This is a genomic window from Conexibacter sp. SYSU D00693 (assembly GCF_017084525.1).
Lineage (GTDB): Bacteria > Actinomycetota > Thermoleophilia > Solirubrobacterales > Solirubrobacteraceae > Baekduia.
On sequence record NZ_CP070950.1, the window covers coordinates 1,297,220 to 1,313,058 of the forward strand.

14 protein-coding genes are annotated in these 15,839 nt (G+C 73.8%); 7 read left to right on the forward strand and 7 right to left on the reverse strand.

The window, feature by feature from the left end:
• Window positions 1-17 precede the first annotated feature (17 nt).
• The 4 genes from JUB12_RS06545 to JUB12_RS06560 are packed head-to-tail and all read left to right on the forward strand — an operon-like array spanning window position 18 to window position 4,151.
• Window positions 18-653: a hypothetical protein gene (locus JUB12_RS06545; protein WP_205698820.1), complete on the forward strand. Its 636-nt coding sequence runs from the start codon at window positions 18-20 to the stop codon at window positions 651-653.
• Window positions 650-2,134, forward strand: a complete 1,485-nt coding sequence (locus tag JUB12_RS06550) for a hypothetical protein (RefSeq protein ID WP_205698821.1) — start codon at window positions 650-652, stop codon at window positions 2,132-2,134. The genes JUB12_RS06545 and JUB12_RS06550 overlap by 4 nt, the downstream gene beginning before the upstream one ends.
• Window positions 2,131-2,934: an AAA family ATPase gene (locus JUB12_RS06555; RefSeq protein WP_205698822.1), complete on the forward strand. Its 804-nt coding sequence runs from the start codon at window positions 2,131-2,133 to the stop codon at window positions 2,932-2,934. Before JUB12_RS06550 ends, JUB12_RS06555 begins: the two co-directional genes overlap by 4 nt.
• An 8-nt stretch (window positions 2,935-2,942) precedes the next feature.
• Window positions 2,943-4,151, forward strand: a complete 1,209-nt coding sequence (locus tag JUB12_RS06560) for a phosphotransferase family protein (protein WP_205698823.1) — start codon at window positions 2,943-2,945, stop codon at window positions 4,149-4,151.
• On the opposite strand, the gene JUB12_RS06565 is transcribed toward JUB12_RS06560, so the two are convergent.
• Window positions 4,148-4,762, reverse strand: coding sequence for a TetR/AcrR family transcriptional regulator (locus JUB12_RS06565; protein ID WP_205698824.1), 615 nt, complete (start codon window positions 4,760-4,762; stop codon window positions 4,148-4,150). The genes JUB12_RS06560 and JUB12_RS06565 overlap by 4 nt on opposite strands.
• A 5-nt stretch (window positions 4,763-4,767) precedes the next feature.
• Window positions 4,768-6,708: an NAD(P)/FAD-dependent oxidoreductase gene (locus JUB12_RS06570; RefSeq protein ID WP_205698825.1), complete on the reverse strand. Its 1,941-nt coding sequence runs from the start codon at window positions 6,706-6,708 to the stop codon at window positions 4,768-4,770.
• An 82-nt stretch (window positions 6,709-6,790) separates the two neighbouring features.
• Here JUB12_RS06570 and JUB12_RS06575 point away from each other — a divergent pair, with 82 nt between their 5' ends.
• Both JUB12_RS06575 and JUB12_RS06580 read left to right on the forward strand, forming a co-directional pair.
• A complete protein-coding gene (locus tag JUB12_RS06575; protein ID WP_205698826.1) occupies window positions 6,791-7,588 on the forward strand; it encodes an enoyl-CoA hydratase/isomerase family protein in 798 nt (265 codons plus the stop codon).
• 38 nt (window positions 7,589-7,626) lie between these two features.
• Window positions 7,627-8,739 (forward strand): CaiB/BaiF CoA-transferase family protein, encoded by a 1,113-nt coding sequence (locus JUB12_RS06580; RefSeq protein WP_205698827.1) that lies wholly within the window; start codon window positions 7,627-7,629, stop codon window positions 8,737-8,739.
• Here the strand turns inward: JUB12_RS06580 and JUB12_RS06585 are convergent.
• Window positions 8,630-9,442, reverse strand: coding sequence for a hypothetical protein (locus JUB12_RS06585; protein WP_205698828.1), 813 nt, complete (start codon window positions 9,440-9,442; stop codon window positions 8,630-8,632). The two genes, JUB12_RS06580 and JUB12_RS06585, sit on opposite strands and share 110 nt — an antisense overlap.
• Window positions 9,443-9,529: 87 nt before the next feature.
• On the opposite strand from JUB12_RS06585, the gene JUB12_RS06590 reads away from it, so the two are divergent.
• The gene (locus tag JUB12_RS06590; RefSeq protein ID WP_205698829.1) at window positions 9,530-10,714 is read left to right on the forward strand and encodes a spirocyclase AveC family protein; all 1,185 of its coding nucleotides are present in this window, start codon (window positions 9,530-9,532) and stop codon (window positions 10,712-10,714) included.
• 4 nt (window positions 10,715-10,718) lie between these two features.
• Here JUB12_RS06590 and JUB12_RS06595 read toward each other — a convergent pair whose 3' ends face one another.
• The 4 genes from JUB12_RS06595 to JUB12_RS06610 form a co-directional block, all read right to left on the reverse strand.
• Window positions 10,719-12,344: an AMP-binding protein gene (locus tag JUB12_RS06595; RefSeq protein WP_241004444.1), complete on the reverse strand. Its 1,626-nt coding sequence runs from the start codon at window positions 12,342-12,344 to the stop codon at window positions 10,719-10,721.
• Window positions 12,341-13,516 (reverse strand): acyl-CoA dehydrogenase family protein, encoded by a 1,176-nt coding sequence (locus JUB12_RS06600; protein ID WP_205698830.1) that lies wholly within the window; start codon window positions 13,514-13,516, stop codon window positions 12,341-12,343. Before JUB12_RS06600 ends, JUB12_RS06595 begins: the two co-directional genes overlap by 4 nt.
• 66 nt (window positions 13,517-13,582) lie before the next feature.
• Window positions 13,583-14,890: an NAD(P)/FAD-dependent oxidoreductase gene (locus tag JUB12_RS06605; protein ID WP_205698831.1), complete on the reverse strand. Its 1,308-nt coding sequence runs from the start codon at window positions 14,888-14,890 to the stop codon at window positions 13,583-13,585.
• A gap of 206 nt (window positions 14,891-15,096) precedes the next feature.
• The gene (locus tag JUB12_RS06610; RefSeq protein ID WP_205698832.1) at window positions 15,097-15,837 is read right to left on the reverse strand and encodes an SDR family NAD(P)-dependent oxidoreductase; all 741 of its coding nucleotides are present in this window, start codon (window positions 15,835-15,837) and stop codon (window positions 15,097-15,099) included.
• Window positions 15,838-15,839 lie beyond the last annotated feature (2 nt).

Sequence of the window (15,839 nt, forward strand, 5' to 3'; positions counted from 1 at the left end):
GCGGCGAGAGCACGCTGATGAAGCGCGCTGACCGTCTGCTGTTCATCGGCATCGTGCTGGGCGGCTCGTGGATCCTGGGGCCGATCGCCATCCCGTTCCTCATCGGCGCCTGCGTGCTGATGAACCGTGCCCAGAAGCGCGGCGAGCTCTACCGGCCCTGGTCGGTGACCATCATCGGCACGTTCGTGCTGATCGACGCGTCGGTGAACTACTTCGGCTGGGGCACCGACCTGCTCTGGTCGCACGGCACCGAGCCCATGAAGACGCTGTGGCCCGGCTACGGCAAGCTCGTCGACGGGGCGTACTACATCGACTACAACGCGGGGCCCTACGGCGGGCTGTCCAACAACGGCGAGAAGACGCTGGAGTTCTACGGCGTCCTGGTCATGTACCCGATGCGGATCATGGCGGCCTGGGCCTTCCTGAAGATGAAGCGCTGGGGTCTGCAGATGATGATCGTGACGTCCTGGATGTACGTCGCGTTCTGGGTGGCCTACGCGTCCAACGTCTACGCCGACTTCGATGCCCGCGCCGGTGCGTCGGACTTCGGCAACCTCGGGCTCTGGTTCATCCTCGTGGTCTACGCCACGCCGTTCGTGATCATGCCGTTCCTCTACACGGTCAATCGCGAGCAGTTCGCCGACGTGCGATGACCGTCGCCCCGCGGGCGACCGCCGAGCGCTACGTCACGGTCCTGACGGCCGCCCTCTCGGGCGGTCGTCGCGCTCGTGGCGTGCTCGACACCGGCGTGGGCCGGACCTACCTGACGGACGGTCGCGTCGTCACCGTGCCGTTCCCGTTCGAGCTGCAGCGCCGGCCGCTCACCTGCGCCCTGGCGCTCCAGGCCTCGCCGACCAAGGAGGCCGTCGCGCAGCTGCCGTGGACCGCCTTCCGCGGCCGCCAGCAGCTCGCCCTGGCCTGGGTGGAGGGCGAGATGGCCGCTCGCTGGGCCGCCGACCGGTGGCCGGGCCTGCGGGCGCAGCTCGAGCAGGAGCTGCCCGGCCTCGACCTCGACGGCCCCGTCGTGCACGAGCCCGGCGAGCTCGCCGCGCTCGCGGCCGCGCGCGCACGCGACCTGCGGCTCGCCGACCCGCCCGCGATCCTGGGCCGGCTCCCCGCACCGCGGGTCCGCGTCGGCGGGCCGCTGCGGCGGACCTTCATCGCCACGCGGTGGTCCAGCCGCCACCGCGCCCGACGGCAGGGCTCCCTCCCGGTCCCGGTCTCGGGGCCCGGGACAGAGCCGGTGCTCGACCCCGGGGCGCCCGGCACGATCGAGGCCCTGGAGGGACGGTCGGGCCACGAGCTCGGCATCCCGTACCCCGAGTGGGACGCCACCGCGGGCCGCCACCGCCCCGACCACGTGCGGGTGCTCGAGCTCCCCTGGCCGGCCTCACGCGAGCGCCACGCCGTCGCGCCGCTGCGCGTCCGCGCCCGCCCGGCCCGCACCCTGCGGCGCGGCCAGGAGCAGGGCGACCTGGACATCGACGCCGTCGTGCGCTGGCGCTGCGACCTGCTCGCCGGCACCGCCACCGGCGCGCCGCGCCTGCACCAGACCCTGCTCCCCGGCCGCGCCCCGATCGCGTGGGCACTGCTCGTCGACGCCTCGGCCTCGGCGAGCCTCGACGGCGGACGCCTGCTGGTCACCGCGCTCTCGCACGCCGAGTCGGTCGCCGCGGGCCTGACCCAGGACGGCCACCACGTCGCGGTCTTCGCCTTCCGCAGCCGCGCGCGCGAGCGCGTCGAGGTGCACGTCCTCCAGCGCTTCGAGGACCGGCCGCGCCCGCTGACGCGGTCCCTGCGCCCCGGGGGCTACACGCGCATGGGCGGCGCGCTTCGCCATGTGGGTGGGCGCGTCGCCGCACAGCCGGGCACGGGCCACGTCCTGCTCTCCCTGGGCGACGCGGTGCCCTACGACGAGGGCTACGGCGGGCGCTACGCGCGAGAGGACGTCCGCCACGCCGTGCAGGAGCTGCGCGCCCGGGGCGTCACGGTCCGCCACGCGGCGCTTGCGCCGGGCGACGCGGCATCGCTCACCCAGATGTTCGGCGCTCGCGGCTGGGCCCCCGCGACGTCGCGCGACCAGATCCGGGCCCTCATCGAGGACACGATCAGCGACGTGGAGGCAGACCGTTGACCGACATCACGACCGACGCCGCGGCCTACGTGGGCGCGGGCGGAGAGCTCGACCTGCTCACCGTCGCCGCCGAGCAGGGCGCCCCGGTGCTCCTGCTCGGACCGACCGGCTGCGGCAAGACCGTGCTCGTCGAGGCGCTGGCCCGCGACCTCGGGCGCGAGCTCGTGACCGTCACCTGCCACGACGACCTCACGACCGCCGACCTCGTCGGCCGCCACCTCATCCGCGGCGGCGACGTCGTCTGGCAGGACGGGCCGCTCACCACCGCGATGCGCGACGGTGCGGTCTGCTATCTCGACGAGGTCATCGAGGCGCGGGCCGACACGCTGGCGGTGCTGCACTCGGTCGCCGACCACCGGCGCACGCTCTACGTCGACCGCCTCGACGCCGAGGTCGTCGCGCACCCGGACTTCCTGCTGGCGGCCTCCTACAACCCGCGCGGCCCCGGGGCGGCCAAGGAGCTCAAGACCGCCCTGCGCCAGCGCTTCGTCACCGTGTCGCTCGACTACCTGCCGGCCGACGAGGAGACGGGGGTGGTCGCCGACCGGGGCGGCGTGGACCGCGACGTGGCACGTCGCCTCGTGGCCGGCGCCGGGCTGCTGCGCGAGGCGGCCACGCGTGACCTCCACGAGCGCTTCGACCCACCGTCGACCCGGGCGCTCGTGACCGCCGCGCGCCTGGTGCGCGGTGGGGCGGCGTTCGACGTGGCCTTCGGCGCCTGCGTCCTCGGGACGCTCGAGGTCGATCCGGGTACGCGCCAGGCGCTGGCCGAGCTCGTGGACGCCCAGCAGGTCCGGTGAGCAGCGCCATGGACCCCCGTCTCGAGCTCGCGGCGCTCACCGGCCGCATCGCCTTCCACGTGGCCCGTGAGCGGCACGCGCGGCCGCGACCCACCACGCTGCGCGAGGTCCCTCCCTCGCCCGAGCACCTCACCGAGCGATGGCTCACGCAGGCGCTGTGCGACGGCGTGCCGGGCGCCGCGGTCGAGCGCTTCGACCTCGGTCCGCGCAACGACGGCACGTCGGCCCGGCGCAGCCTGCGGGTCCACCTCAACGAGGCCGGTCGGGAGGCTGGCCTGGCCGAGCACCTCTTCACGAAGTCCAGCCCGAGCTTCACCACCCGCCTGGTCGCCGCGAGTGCTGGGCTCGGGCGCATCGAGTCGGCCTTCTACGCCCAGATGCGCCCCGAGCTGGACATCGAGGCGCCGGTGACCCGCTACTCGGCCTTCGACCCGGTGTCCTTCCGCCAGCTGCTCCTGGTCGACGACGTGACGGTGACCCGCGACGCGACCTTCGGCACGGTGCTGACGCGGACGCTCAGCCGCGAGCAGGCCGAGCAGGTCGTCGACACGCTGGCGGCGCTGCACGCCCGCTACTGGGAAGGCCCCATCGTCCGGCGCTTCGGCACGTGGCTGGTCTCCTCGTACGAGTGGATGGCGCAGCTCAACGTGACGATCAACGCGCCCAAGCGCATGCTCGTGGGCTTCGACCGCGGCCGCGAGGTCATCCCGCCAGAGCTGCACCGCCGCCGCCACGAGGTGCCGGCCGCCCTGATGCGCTCGCTGGAGATCAACGTCAGCGGTCCCCAGACCGTCCTGCACGGCGACGTCCATCCCGGCAACTGGTACGTCACCGGCGACGGACGCATGGGTCTCTACGACTGGCAGTGCATGGTCCGCGGCGGCTGGGCACGCGACCTCGCCTACGCCCTGAGCTCGCACCTGACCGTCGAGCAACGACGCGACTGGGAGCGCGACCTCGTCGCGCGCCACGGCGAGCGCCTGGCGGAGGCGGGCGTCACCCCGCCCGACCCCGAAGCGGCCTTGCTGGCCTACCGCCAGCAGATGCTGCACGCGATGTTCATGTGGCTCGGGACCATCGGGCGCCACCGGCTCCAGCCCGACATGCAGCCGGCGGACATCACCCTGGAGACGGTCCGCCGCACCTGCCAGGCGGCGGCCGACCTCGAGGCGCTGGACGCCGTCGACCGGCAGCCCGCGCGGGCGGTGGCCGTCTAGGCGGACGCGGGCGCGGGCGGCGCGAAGGACCCGTCGCGCAGGCCGCGGACGAGGTCGACGACCGTGCCTGCCGTCGCGGCGGCCATGCGGCGCTCGCGCTCGGGCTCCGACGGGGGCCAGCCGACGACCGAGTTGAGGATGCCCAGCGCCATGTGGGTGACGCTGCGCACGTCCTCCTCCGACCAGCCGGGCAGGCAGCGCGACAGGCACCCGCGCACGGTGTCGACGTAGGCGGCCTGGCGCAGCCGGAGGCGGCGCCGGTAGGTCTGCGACAGCGAGCGCTGGTCGTAGATCCACACGCCGGCGAGGCGCCGTTCGGCCAGGAGGTAGCCCGTGTGGCCCTCGGCGATCCGTCGCAGGTCGACCCACGGGTCCTCGTCGCGCCCGCCGGTGGCCGAGACGATGCCGTCGAGCACCTGCTCGAGGAGGGTGGCGAGGATCTCGTCCTTGCCGGCGAAGTGCCGGTAGATCCCCGGTCCCGTCATGCCGGCCCGACGGCCGATCTCGTCCACGCCCACCGCGGCGTAGCCGCTCTGGCTGAACAGCTGCGCGGCGACCTCGAGGATCTTGCGCTGGCGCGCGAGCCCGCGCGCGGACGGCGCCGACGCCATGGCGGTCACCCGGCGCGTCGCAGGACGAAGTCCCGGTCCAGCGCGGGCCGGCGCGTCATGTGCCAGTACTGCGCGTTGGTCCACGGCATGTTGTAGACGATGCGCCCGCGGCTGTTGCGGTAGTAGGTGCTCATGCCGGGGTGCGTCCAGATCGTGCGCGACAGCGCGTCGTCCAGACGCTCGTTGTAGGCGTCGAACACCTCCTGACGGCACTCCACGGCCGTCGCCTCCCGCTCGGCCATCCCGGCGATGACCTGCATGACGTAGCGCACCTGGATCTCCACGCTGAGCACGTGGCTGCCGCCGTGACCGGCGTTCGTGTTGGGTCCCCAGAGGCAGAAGAGGTTGGGGAAGTCCGGGACCGTCATGCCGAGGTAGGCGCGCGCGTCGTCGGGCCCCCACAGGTCGCGCAGCGTGGTGCCTGACCGGCCGACGACGGTCATCGGCCCGAGCATGTTGAGGGCCTGGAAGCCGGTCGCGAGGACGAGCACGTCCAGCTCGTGCTCGACGTCGTCGGCGGTCACCACGGCGTGGGGCTTGACCGCCGTGACCCGCTCGGTCACCAGGCGGACGTCGTCGCGGCGCACCGTGCGGAACCAGCCGTTGTCCAGCAGCGGGCGCTTGCCGTAGGGCGGGTAGGTCGGCACGCACTGGTCGATGAGGTCGGTGCGGTCGCCGAGCTCGTCGAGGATGTACTCCGTCAGGAACCGGCGGTGGCGGTCGTTGGTCTCGTTGATCGAGCGCTCCAGGTGCGGCCAGTCGGGGTCGATCTGCAGCGACTCGTGGAGCCGGTCGCCGTTGTTCCACACCTGGCGCAGCCGGTACCAGCCCTGGTAGCGCGGCAGCTCGCGCATGAGCCGCTGCACGGCGGGCGTCACCTCGCGCTTGTAGTTGGGGTGCGGGATGCCCCACTGCGGCGAGCGCTGGAAGACGACGAGCTCCGACGGGACGCCGGCGATGGCCGGCACGAGCTGCATGCTGCTCGCGCCGGTGCCGAGGACGCCGACGCGCTTGCCCGCGAGGTCGACGTCGTCGCGCCAGCGGGCGGTGTGGAAGCACGGACCGGCGAAGTCCTCGAGGCCGGCGATCGCGGGGATCGCCGGACGGTTGAGCAGCCCGACGGCGGAGATGACGATCCGCGCGGAGAACTCGGCGCGCCCGCCGGAGCCCTCTGCGACGACGTGCCAGCGGTGCGCTCCCTCGTCCCAGGTGGCGGTGGTCACCTCCAGCCCGAAGTGCACGTTGCGGGTGATCCCGTGCTCCTCGGCCACGCGTTCGAGGTAGGCGAAGAGCTCGTGGCGCTTGCCGAAGTACCGCGGCCACCCCGGATCCTGCGCGAAGGAGAAGGAGTAGAGGTGAGACGGGGTGTCCACGCCGCAGCCGGGGTAGGTGTTCTCGAGCCACGTGCCGCCCAGGGAGTCGTTCTTCTCGACCAGGCGGTAGGGCACGCCGGCGCGTTCGAGGGCGATCGCCGCGGCGATCCCGGAGTAGCCGGAGCCGACGATGAGCACGTCGAGCCCCTGCTCGGCGGCGGCGGGCGGCACCTCCACCCAGCGGTCCTCCAGGCCGAGCTCCTCCGCCAGCAGCGGGCCCGAGTCCAGGGCGACCTCGACGCCCAGGGACTTGCTCAGCCACCGCGTGACCGTCTCGGGCGACGGGTCCGGCGCCGGCGCGCGCTCGCCGCGCTGGATCGCGTGGACCACCTCCGCCACGGCATCGCGCACCTCCTGCTGTCGCTCGGGCGGCAGGCCCGCGGTGTCGTGGTCGCCCGGTCCTCGCTGCGCGGTCGGGCGATAGGGGGCGTCCAGCCACCGCTCCTCGCCCGTCAGGTGCGCGAGCACGAGCAGGAGCGTGGGGATGTTGGCCTCGGCGAGCGCCTCGTGCAGCTCGCTGGAGAGCGGCGGACCGGCGGACGTCAGTGATGCGCTGGACTCCATGAGGCTCATGACGTTACCGATCGTTCACGATGCACGCCAGCGGTCGTGAACGATCGTTGACGGCCGCCCGGCGGTCAGCCATGCTCGGGGCATGTCCCAGGACGACGCCCCGCTCACCTCCGCCGACCTCGGCGACGGCGTGCGCGAGATCACCCTCGCGCGGCCACAGCTGCTCAACCGCTTCGATCGCGCCCTCCACCACGCGCTGACCGCGGCGCTGCTGCAGGTCGCCGGCGACGAGACGGTGCGCGCCGTGGCGCTGACCTCCACCGGCAAGGCCTTCAGCGCCGGCGGGGACTTCGCCGAGATGCGCCGCACGCACCAGGACGCCGTGGCTCGGCGGCAGACGATCGCCGACGCGCGCCGGATGCTCGCCGCCGTCCTCGACCTGCCTCAGCCGATGGTCGTCGGGGTGCAGGGACCGGCCATCGGCCTGGGCGCGACGGTCGTGCTGCTGGGCGACGCGGTGGTCGCGGCGCGCCGGGCGACGATCGCCGACACCCACGTCAACGTCGGGCTCGTGGCGGGCGACGGCGGCTGCCTCGTGTGGCCCCAGAGCGCCGGGATGCTGCGCGCCCGGCGCCACCTGCTCACCGGTGACCCGCTGGACGCCGAGGCCGCCTTCGGCCTGGGCCTGGTGACCGACCTCGTCGACGAGCCCGGCGACGTCCGTCCGGCGGTGCTGGCGCTGGCGGAGCGCATCGCCGCCCTCCCGCCGTTGGCGGTCCAGGGCACCAAGCGCGCGTTGGACGTCGTGACCCGCCGGCGGTCCTCGGAGGTGGTCGAGCTCTCCCTCGAGCTGGAGGCCCAGACGATGACGACCGCCGACCACCTCGAGGGCTTCACCGCCTTCCAGGAGCGCCGCCCTCCCGCCTTCCACGGGCGGTGATCGGAGAACGGTCGTTCACAGAACGGTAGAGTGGCGGCATGGGACCGCTCTCCGGGCTGAAGGTGCTGGAGCTGGGCTCGATCGGGCCAGGCCCGTTCGCGGCGATGGTGCTCAGCGACCTGGGCGCCGACGTGCTGCGCGTCGAGCGGCCCGGGGGCACGGCCCTGCTGGCCGACGCCGGCGCCGACCCGGTGGCTCGTGGCCGGCCGAGCGTCGGGGTCGATCTCAAGACGGATGACGGGCGCGCCGACGTGCTGCGGATGGCCGCGGCAGCCGACGCCTTGATCGAGGGCAACCGTCCCGGGGTGCTCGAGCGGCTCGGGCTCGGCCCGGAGGTCCTACTCGCCCGCAACCCGCGCCTCGTCGTCGGCCGGATGACCGGCTACGGCCAGGACGGCCCACTTGCCCGGGTCCCCGGCCACGACGTCAACTACCTGGCCATCTCCGGCGCTCTGGGCGCCATCGCGCGCGAGGGCGAGCGCCCGCTGTTCCCGCTCAACCTCGTCGGTGACTACGGCGGCGGCGGGCTGCTCCTGGCGCTCGGGATCGTCTGCGGTGCCTTCGAGGCACGCCGCTCCGGGCGCGGGCAGGTGGTCGACGCGGCGATGGTCGACGGCGCCGCGCTGCTGACGACGGCCATCCACGGCCTGCGGGCCAGCGGCACGTGGCGCGACACGCCCGGGACCAACGTCCTGGACTCCGGCGCGCACTTCTACGAGGTCTACGCCACGAACGACGGCGGGCACGTCGCCGTCGGGGCGATCGAGCCGCAGTTCTACGGGGCGCTGCTGGAGGTCCTCGGGCTGGACCCGGCCGAGACGCCGCAGTGGGACCGCGGGCGCTGGCCGGAGCTCAAGGAGCGCTTCGCTCAGTGCTTCGCCCGGCGCAGCACCGAGGAGTGGCGGGCGCTGCTCGAGCACGCCGACGCGTGCACGACGCCCGTCCTGGGGCTCGCCGACGCGCCGGGCCACCCGCACAACGCCGCGCGCGGGACGTTCTTCGAGCGTGACGGCGTCGTGCAGCCAGCGCCCGCGCCGCGCTTCAGCCGGACGCCGGCTGACCCCCACCGCCCCGTGCCGAGCGCCGAGGACGTGCTGCGCCGCTGGGGCGTGCAGCGGGCGCCCACCCCGCAGGCCGGCTCGCCGTCCTGAGTCCTTCGGCTGCGGTGGCCGGCGCGGGCAGCCGCCCCAGCGCCCAGAGCACCGCCAGGCAGCCGCCGGTGCAGACCGCCCACAGCGCGGAGGTCGCCGGTCCGCGGACGTCGTCGCCGAAGAACAACGTGGTGGCCGAGAACCAGCAGGTCGCCATCGCGAGGTAGGCGCCCCAGATGAACCGCGTCGTGCCCGCCGTCGTCCCGCGGCGCAGGAGGATCGGGACGTAGAAGAACGGCATCGCGACGTTCGCGACGTGGAAGTACAGGATGTGCAGGTCGTCCTCGAGGCTGGACTGGACCGACCAGAAGACCGCGAGCGTGGCGGCCGCCGCCCCGCCGAGCAGCAGGCCGAACTGCACGGTGCCGGCCGACGGCAGCAGCTCGTCGCGCCCGTAGCGCACCGTCTGGGCGAGGTAGAGCAGCTCGAAGGCGACGGTGACGAGCAGTGCTGCCCAGAAGAGCTTGAGGAACCAGTGGTCGTAGGTCTGGAACGCACGCTCGACGTGGAGCACGACGTAGGAGTCGCCGGCCAGCCACAGCAGGCTGCACGGGATGGGGATGGCGTACACGCGGTCCCGGCGCGCCTGGCGGAAGGCGGCGAAGAACCACGCGTAGTTGCAGAGCATGGCGGCGCCGCACACCAGCAGCACGGCGACCTGGTGGTCGTCGATGGCCTCGAGGGTCCGGATGGGGTCGTACATCGGCGCAGCTCCTGCGTCAGCGGTCGTTCACACGTACGTGAACGAATGCTAACCTCTCGGTCCCCACCAGCGGAGGAGAGGATCGGCATGGCCATCAGCGGACCCATCGCACCTGCGCGGCTGCAGGACCGCCTCGTGCGGCTCGTCGACCGCGCCGTCGAGGTCGGCGATGCGCGGACGCCACCCATCAAGGTGTTGGCCTTGCTCGGCGCGCTGCTGGTGGCCTTCATGGCCTACGTGTGGGTCAGCTGGATCGCCGGTCCGTACTTCGAACGGGTGCCGGCAGGCCCGAGCGACGCCCCGGGCTGGATGACCACGACGTTCGCCGCCTGGCAGGCAGGCGGGCTCGTCGCCGTCGTGGCCTGCTACTGGTTCTTCGTGGTCCGGCCGTGGCGGCGCGACGGGCGACCGACGACCGACGGGCTGCTCGTCATCGCCTGCTCGACCCTGTGGTTCCAGGACCCGCTCTCGAGCTACTTCGGCCACTGGTTCACCTACAACGCCGAGCTCGTGAACTTCGGCTCGTGGGTCCACGAGGTCCCGGGCTGGCTGGCGCCCGGTGAGCCTGGCGCCATGGTGCCCGAGCCGATCCTCCTCATCGGCCCCGTCTACGTCTACTTCATCATGGTCGCGACGCTGCTGGGCTGCGCGATGATGCGGGCCGCCAAGCGCCGCTGGCCGGGCATCCGCCCGTGGGGCCTGATGGCGGTCTGCTTCGTCGGCATGTGCCTCGTGGACCTCGTCGCCGAGGGCCTGGTGTGGCTGCCGCTGGGCTTCTGGGAGTACCCGGGCGGTCCGGGCCTCCTCTTCCCCAGCACCTACCACAAGTTCCCGATCAACGAGATGCTCACGATCGGGTCGCTCTTCACGGCCGTGTGCGCCCTGCGCTACTTCAAGGACGACCGGGGCCACACGCTCGTCGAGCGCGGGCTCGAGCAGGTGCGCGGCGGCGTCGGGCGCCAGACGGTGCTGCGCATCCTGGCGGTGACCTTCGCGATGCACGCGATCATGTTCGTCACCTACAACCTGCCCAACGCCTTCGTCGGGGCGCACTCGCGGCCGTGGCCGGAGGACCTGCAGAAGCGCTCCTACCTGACCAACGGCGTCTGCGGCGACGGGACCGACCGGCTCTGCCCGGGGCCGGGCGTGCCCAACGCCAGAGGCAACAGCGCGGCCTACCTCGACACCCAGGGCCGGCTCGTCCTGCCGCCCGGCACCGAGCTGCCGCGGCTGGTGCCCTTCGACCGCGGGGCGCCCGGCGGCACCGACTGACGCGCTAGCGCAGCTCGCGCTTGAGGACCTTGCCCGTCGGGTTGCGCGGCAGCTCGTCCAGCAGCACGACGTCGCGGGGGACCTTGAAGCGGGCGAGGCGGTCGCGGACGTGCGCCCGCAGCTCGTCGTCGGTGGCGCTCGCACCGGCGGTCAGGACGACGTAGGCCCGCAGGCGCTGGCCGAACTCCTCGTCCTCGACGCCGACGACCGTCGCCTCGGCCACGTCCGGGTGTGCCACGAGCACCTCCTCGACCTCGCCGGGGAAGACGTTCTCGCCGCCCGAGACGATCATGTCGTCGCTGCGGCCGTCGATGAACAGGCGTCCCTGCGCGTCGAAGTGGCCGACGTCGCCCGTGTCGAGCAGGCCGCGGACGATCGCCTTGCCCCCGCCGCCGGTGTAGCCCTCGAACGGCGAGGTGGTGCCGACGAAGACGCGGCCGGTCCGGCCGGTCGGCACCGGCTCGTCGTCGTCGCCGAGGACCTCGACGCGCGCGCCCAGCGCCGGCCGGCCGACGGTGGTCGGCGCGGCGCGCAGGTCGGCCGGCGTGGCGAGCGTGGCGACCGCCACCTCGGTCGAGCCGTAGAGGTCGTAGACGACGTCGCCGAGGGCGTCCATGGCGCGCTCGGCCACCGCCGTCGGCAGCTTCGAGCCGGCGCAGAAGACGACCCGCAGCGCCGCCAGGTCGCGGTCGCGCAGCGCGTCGTCGCCCAGCGCGAGCAGGCGCTGGAGCATGACGGGCACGAGCACGGCGGTCGTGGCGCGGTGGCGCTCGAGGTCGTCGAGGAGTCGGGCCGCGTCGAACTGGCGGCGCAGCACGACCTTCGACCCGAGGCCGATCGACAGCAGCGCGAGGGCCAGGCCGGTGCCGTGGTAGAGCGGCGGGCCGACGACCGTCGCCTCCTTCGCGCGCATCGGCAGGCGGTCCAGCAGCGCGCCCGGGATCGTGAAGCCGCGCGGGTCGGGCCGCGGGGCGCCCTTCGGAGTGCCGGTCGTGCCGCTGGTCAGCAGGACGATCCGCCCTGGCCTGGACGGTGGCGCGCCCCCACCGGCGGTGCCCGTGGCGATGAGCGCGTCGAGCTCGTCGGCGTCCGGGTCGTCGACGGCGCACGCGACGCGGCCGTGGGACGGGTCGACGCCGGCCGCGACATCGCCGAGCTCGCGGTCGTGGACGAGCAGCTCGACGCCCTCGCGCCCGGCGACCTCCGCGGCCTGCGGCGCCGAGAACGCCGTGTTGAGCCAGACGACGGTCGCCCCGATGCGCGAGCCCGCGAACGCGGCGATGAGCGGCTGGCGGTGGTTGCGGCAGAGGATCCCGATGGTCGAGCCCTCCCCCAGACCGCGGGCGCGCAGCGCGTGCGCGAGGCGGTCGATGCGCGCGTCGAGCTCGCCGAGGGAGAGCTCGCCGCGCTCGTCGGCCACGATGGGCACGTCGCCGTGGCGCAGCAGCGCGATGCGCACGGCACCGCCGAACGCGCCCAGGTCGCGCACGGTGCGCAACGCCGCGACGACGGTCCACGGCGCCTCGACGCCGATCATGCCCGCCCGCGCGAGGACGGCGAGCGAGCGGGCCTCGAGCCACGCCCGCCGGGCGGGCGCCGGCACCGGGAGGTCGACCGGCAGCCGCGTCACAGCCCCATCGTCCGGCCGATGAGCTCCTTCATGATCTCGTTCGTGCCGGCGTAGATCCGGCCGACGCGCGCATCGACCCACGCCTTGCCGATCGCGTACTCGGTCGTGTAGCCGTAGCCGCCGTGGAGCTGGACGCCGACGTCGGTGACCTCGCTGAGCAGGTCGGTCGTCCACCACTTCGCCATCGCCGCCTCCTCGACCGTGCAGGTGCCGGCGACGTAGCGCTCGATGCAGCGGTCGACGAAGCAGCGCGTGACCTCGACCTTCGTGCGCATCTCCGCCAGCTGGAAGCGGGTGTTCTGGAACGAGCCGATCGGCTTGCCGAACGCCTTGCGCTCCTTGACGTAGGCGAGCGTCAGCGCGAGCGCGTGCTCGCAGCCGGCGATCGACGACACCGCGAGCGTGAGGCGCTCGGGCACGAGGCGCGACACGAGCTGCCCGAAGCCCGAGCCCTCCGGCCCCAGCAGGTTCTCGGCGGGTACCCGGCAGCCGTCGAAGAAGAGCTCGGCGGTGTCGGACGCGTGCTGGCCGAGCTTCTCGATCTGCTTGCCGCGCTGGAAGCCCGGGGTGTCGCGCTCTACGACGAAGAGCGAGAGCCCGCCGTGCTTGTCGTCCGACGTGCGGGCGGCGACGATGACGAGGTCGGCGTTGATGCCGTTGGTGATGAAGGTCTTGGCGCCGTCGATGACCCACGCGTCACCGTCGCGCCGCGCGCGGGTGGCGATGCCCGCGAGGTCCGAGCCCGTGCCCGGCTCGGTCATCGCGATGGCCAGGACCTGCTCGCCCGCCGCCACCGCCGGCAGCCAGCGCGCGCGCTGGGCCTCGTCGGCCGAGGCCATGAGGTAGGGCAGGACGACGTCGGAGTGCAGGAGCGGACCGGCCATGGCGTCCGAGACGCCGGCGTAGACCGCCTCCTCGTTGAGCACGACGTTGAAGCGCCAGTCGTCGACCCCCGCGCCACCGTGCTCCTCGGGCACCTCGATGGCGAGGAAGCCGTGCTCGGCGCACTTCGTGAACAGCTCGCGGGGCACGAGCTGGGCCTTCTCCCACGCGGCGTAGTGCGGGACGACCTCCGCCTGCAGGAAGCGGCGGAAGCTCTCCCGGTAGTCGTGGTGCTCGGGCTCGAAGAGCGTCCGGCTCGTCGCGGGGGGCGGGGTGGTCGTGGCGGCCATGGCCGCGGGGACGCTACCGGTGACGGGGGCGTCACCGATCCACCCGCGCAGCGACGCTCGTGCGCCTCAGGCCGCGACCGTGGCCGCCGTGCGCCGGCGCAGCAGCGCCGCCGCGGCGTGCTCGCCGCTGAGCAGCGCGCCCTCGATGCCCGAGTGGGTGAGGAAGTCCCCCGCGAGCTGGATGCGCGACGGCATGCGGTCACGGGCCTCGAGCATGCGCCGGTAGTGCCCTGGGGTCGGCGCGATGAGGGCGACGTCCATCGGGAAGGCGCGGACGAGGTCGGGCTCGACGTCGCCGAAGGCCTGCGCGAGGGCCTCACGCGCGCGGCGCACCGCCCGGTCCTCGTCGAGCCCCCCGGTCTGGGCCGCGTCGAGGTAGACGCTCACCGACTGGCCGCCCGGCGGGCAGGAGCCGGGTGCGCGCCGGCTGTTCAGCAGCACGCCGTAGTCGTGGTGCATGCCGCGGCCGGCGCGGACCACGAGGTCGTAGGGCACACGCGGCCAGGGGTCGCGGCGGAAGCCGAGCAGGACGTGGTGGGCGACGACGGGGACCACGGCGTCGAGCGCCGCGGGAACCCGCTCGTCGACCGCGCCGTCGAGCAGCCGTGCCGCGGTGCGGACGTCGGTGGCGACGACCGCGGCATCCGCGCCGATCGCGCCCGAGGGCGTCTGGACCGTCACGCTGCCGATGTCGTGCTCGAGCGCGAGCGCCGGCTCCTCCAGGCGCACGTCGACGCCGTCGAGCAGCCACCGCGCCACGCCGTCCATGCCGCCCGGGGTGACGGTCAGCTGCGTGCGCGTCACCTGGTGCATGAGCGCGATCGTGAAGGCGGCGGAGATCGCTTCGGGGTCGGCGCCGGTCAGCGGGTCCATCAGCGGCCGCACGACGTACTCGAAGCCCTGGTCGCCGAAGGCGGCGCGCGCCCATGCCGCGAGGGTGCGGCCGTCGTCGGCCGCGGCGAGGTCGTCGATGGCGAAGGGCGCCGGCCCGCGGCGGGCCGCGAGCGCGCCGATGCCCCGGGCCAGCCGCAGCCGGTCGGCGACGCTGAGCTGCGGCATCCCCAGCAGCGTCCACGGGCGGTCGAGCCGGACCGGGTGCCGGCGCCCGCGGTCGTCGAGGACGGCGGTGCGGGCCTCCCAGCGGTGCAGCTCGCCGTCGCGTCCCAGCTCGCGCAGCACGCTGTGCGTCCGCGCGTAGGAGCCCATGAGGAAGATCGCGCCGGTGTCGATCCGGAAGCCGTCGCGCTCGATCGTCCGGGTGCGCCCGCCCACGCCGTCGGAGGCCTCGAGGACGACGACGTCCGCCCCCGCGGCGCGCAGCGCGCGGGCGGCCGCGGCGCCGGCGACGCCCGCCCCGATGACCACGACCCGCATCGCTCCAGGGTGCTCCATCGTGGTCGGACAGCATGTCCGAACCGTGCCCGCAGTGCAAGACAGCAGTGCACACAGGCTGTCCGACTGTGCTGTACGATGCGCGGCGCCGCGGCATCGACCCACCGCGGCACTGGGCAGGACGCCCACGCTCAGGCACCTGCCGGGGCCTCGCTCTCCACGCGGAGGCCCCGGCGTGCCTGACGGCGCTAGGAGGCGCTGACGCCCATGCCGCCGGACACGCCCAGGTGCTCGCCGGTGACGTAGGCCGCCTCCTCGGCGGCCAGGAAGGCCACCGCGGCGGCGACCTCCTCCAGCGTTCCCAGCCGTCCGAGCAGCGTGCCCGCCTTCATCGCCTCGACCATCTGGTCGCCCTTGGGCAGCGCCCGCGTCTTGTCGAGCAGCGGCGTGTCCACCGGCCCGACGGCGACGGTGTTCACGGTGATGCCGAAGCGCGCGTTCTCGCGCGCCAGGGACTTCGTGAAGCCGTGCAGGGCCGCCTTCGAGGACGCGTAGACCGCGTAGCCCTTGGACCCCAGCCGCCCCGCCTCCGAGCCGATGTTGACGATCCGCCCGTAGCGGGCCTCCTGCATGGCCGGCAGCGCCGCCTGCGTGCAGGCGAGCACGCCGAAGAAGTTCGTCTGCATGAGGTCCTGCCACTGCTGCGGCGACGTGTCGGTGAAGAAGCCGAACTCGTCGTAGCCGGCGTTGTTGACGAGCACGTCCAGCGGGCCTGCGTCGCGCACGACGGCCTGCGCCGCCTCGAGGTCGGCGACGTCGACCTGCACCGCGGTGGCGCCGATCTCCTGCGCGAGCTCCTCGGCGGGAGCGAGCGTGCGGCTGGCGATGACGACCTCCGCGCCCTCCTGCGCGAGGCGACGGCAGACGCCCGCGCCGATGCCACGCCCGCCGCCGGTCACGAGCGCCCGCCGACCGTCGAAGCGCCGCATCC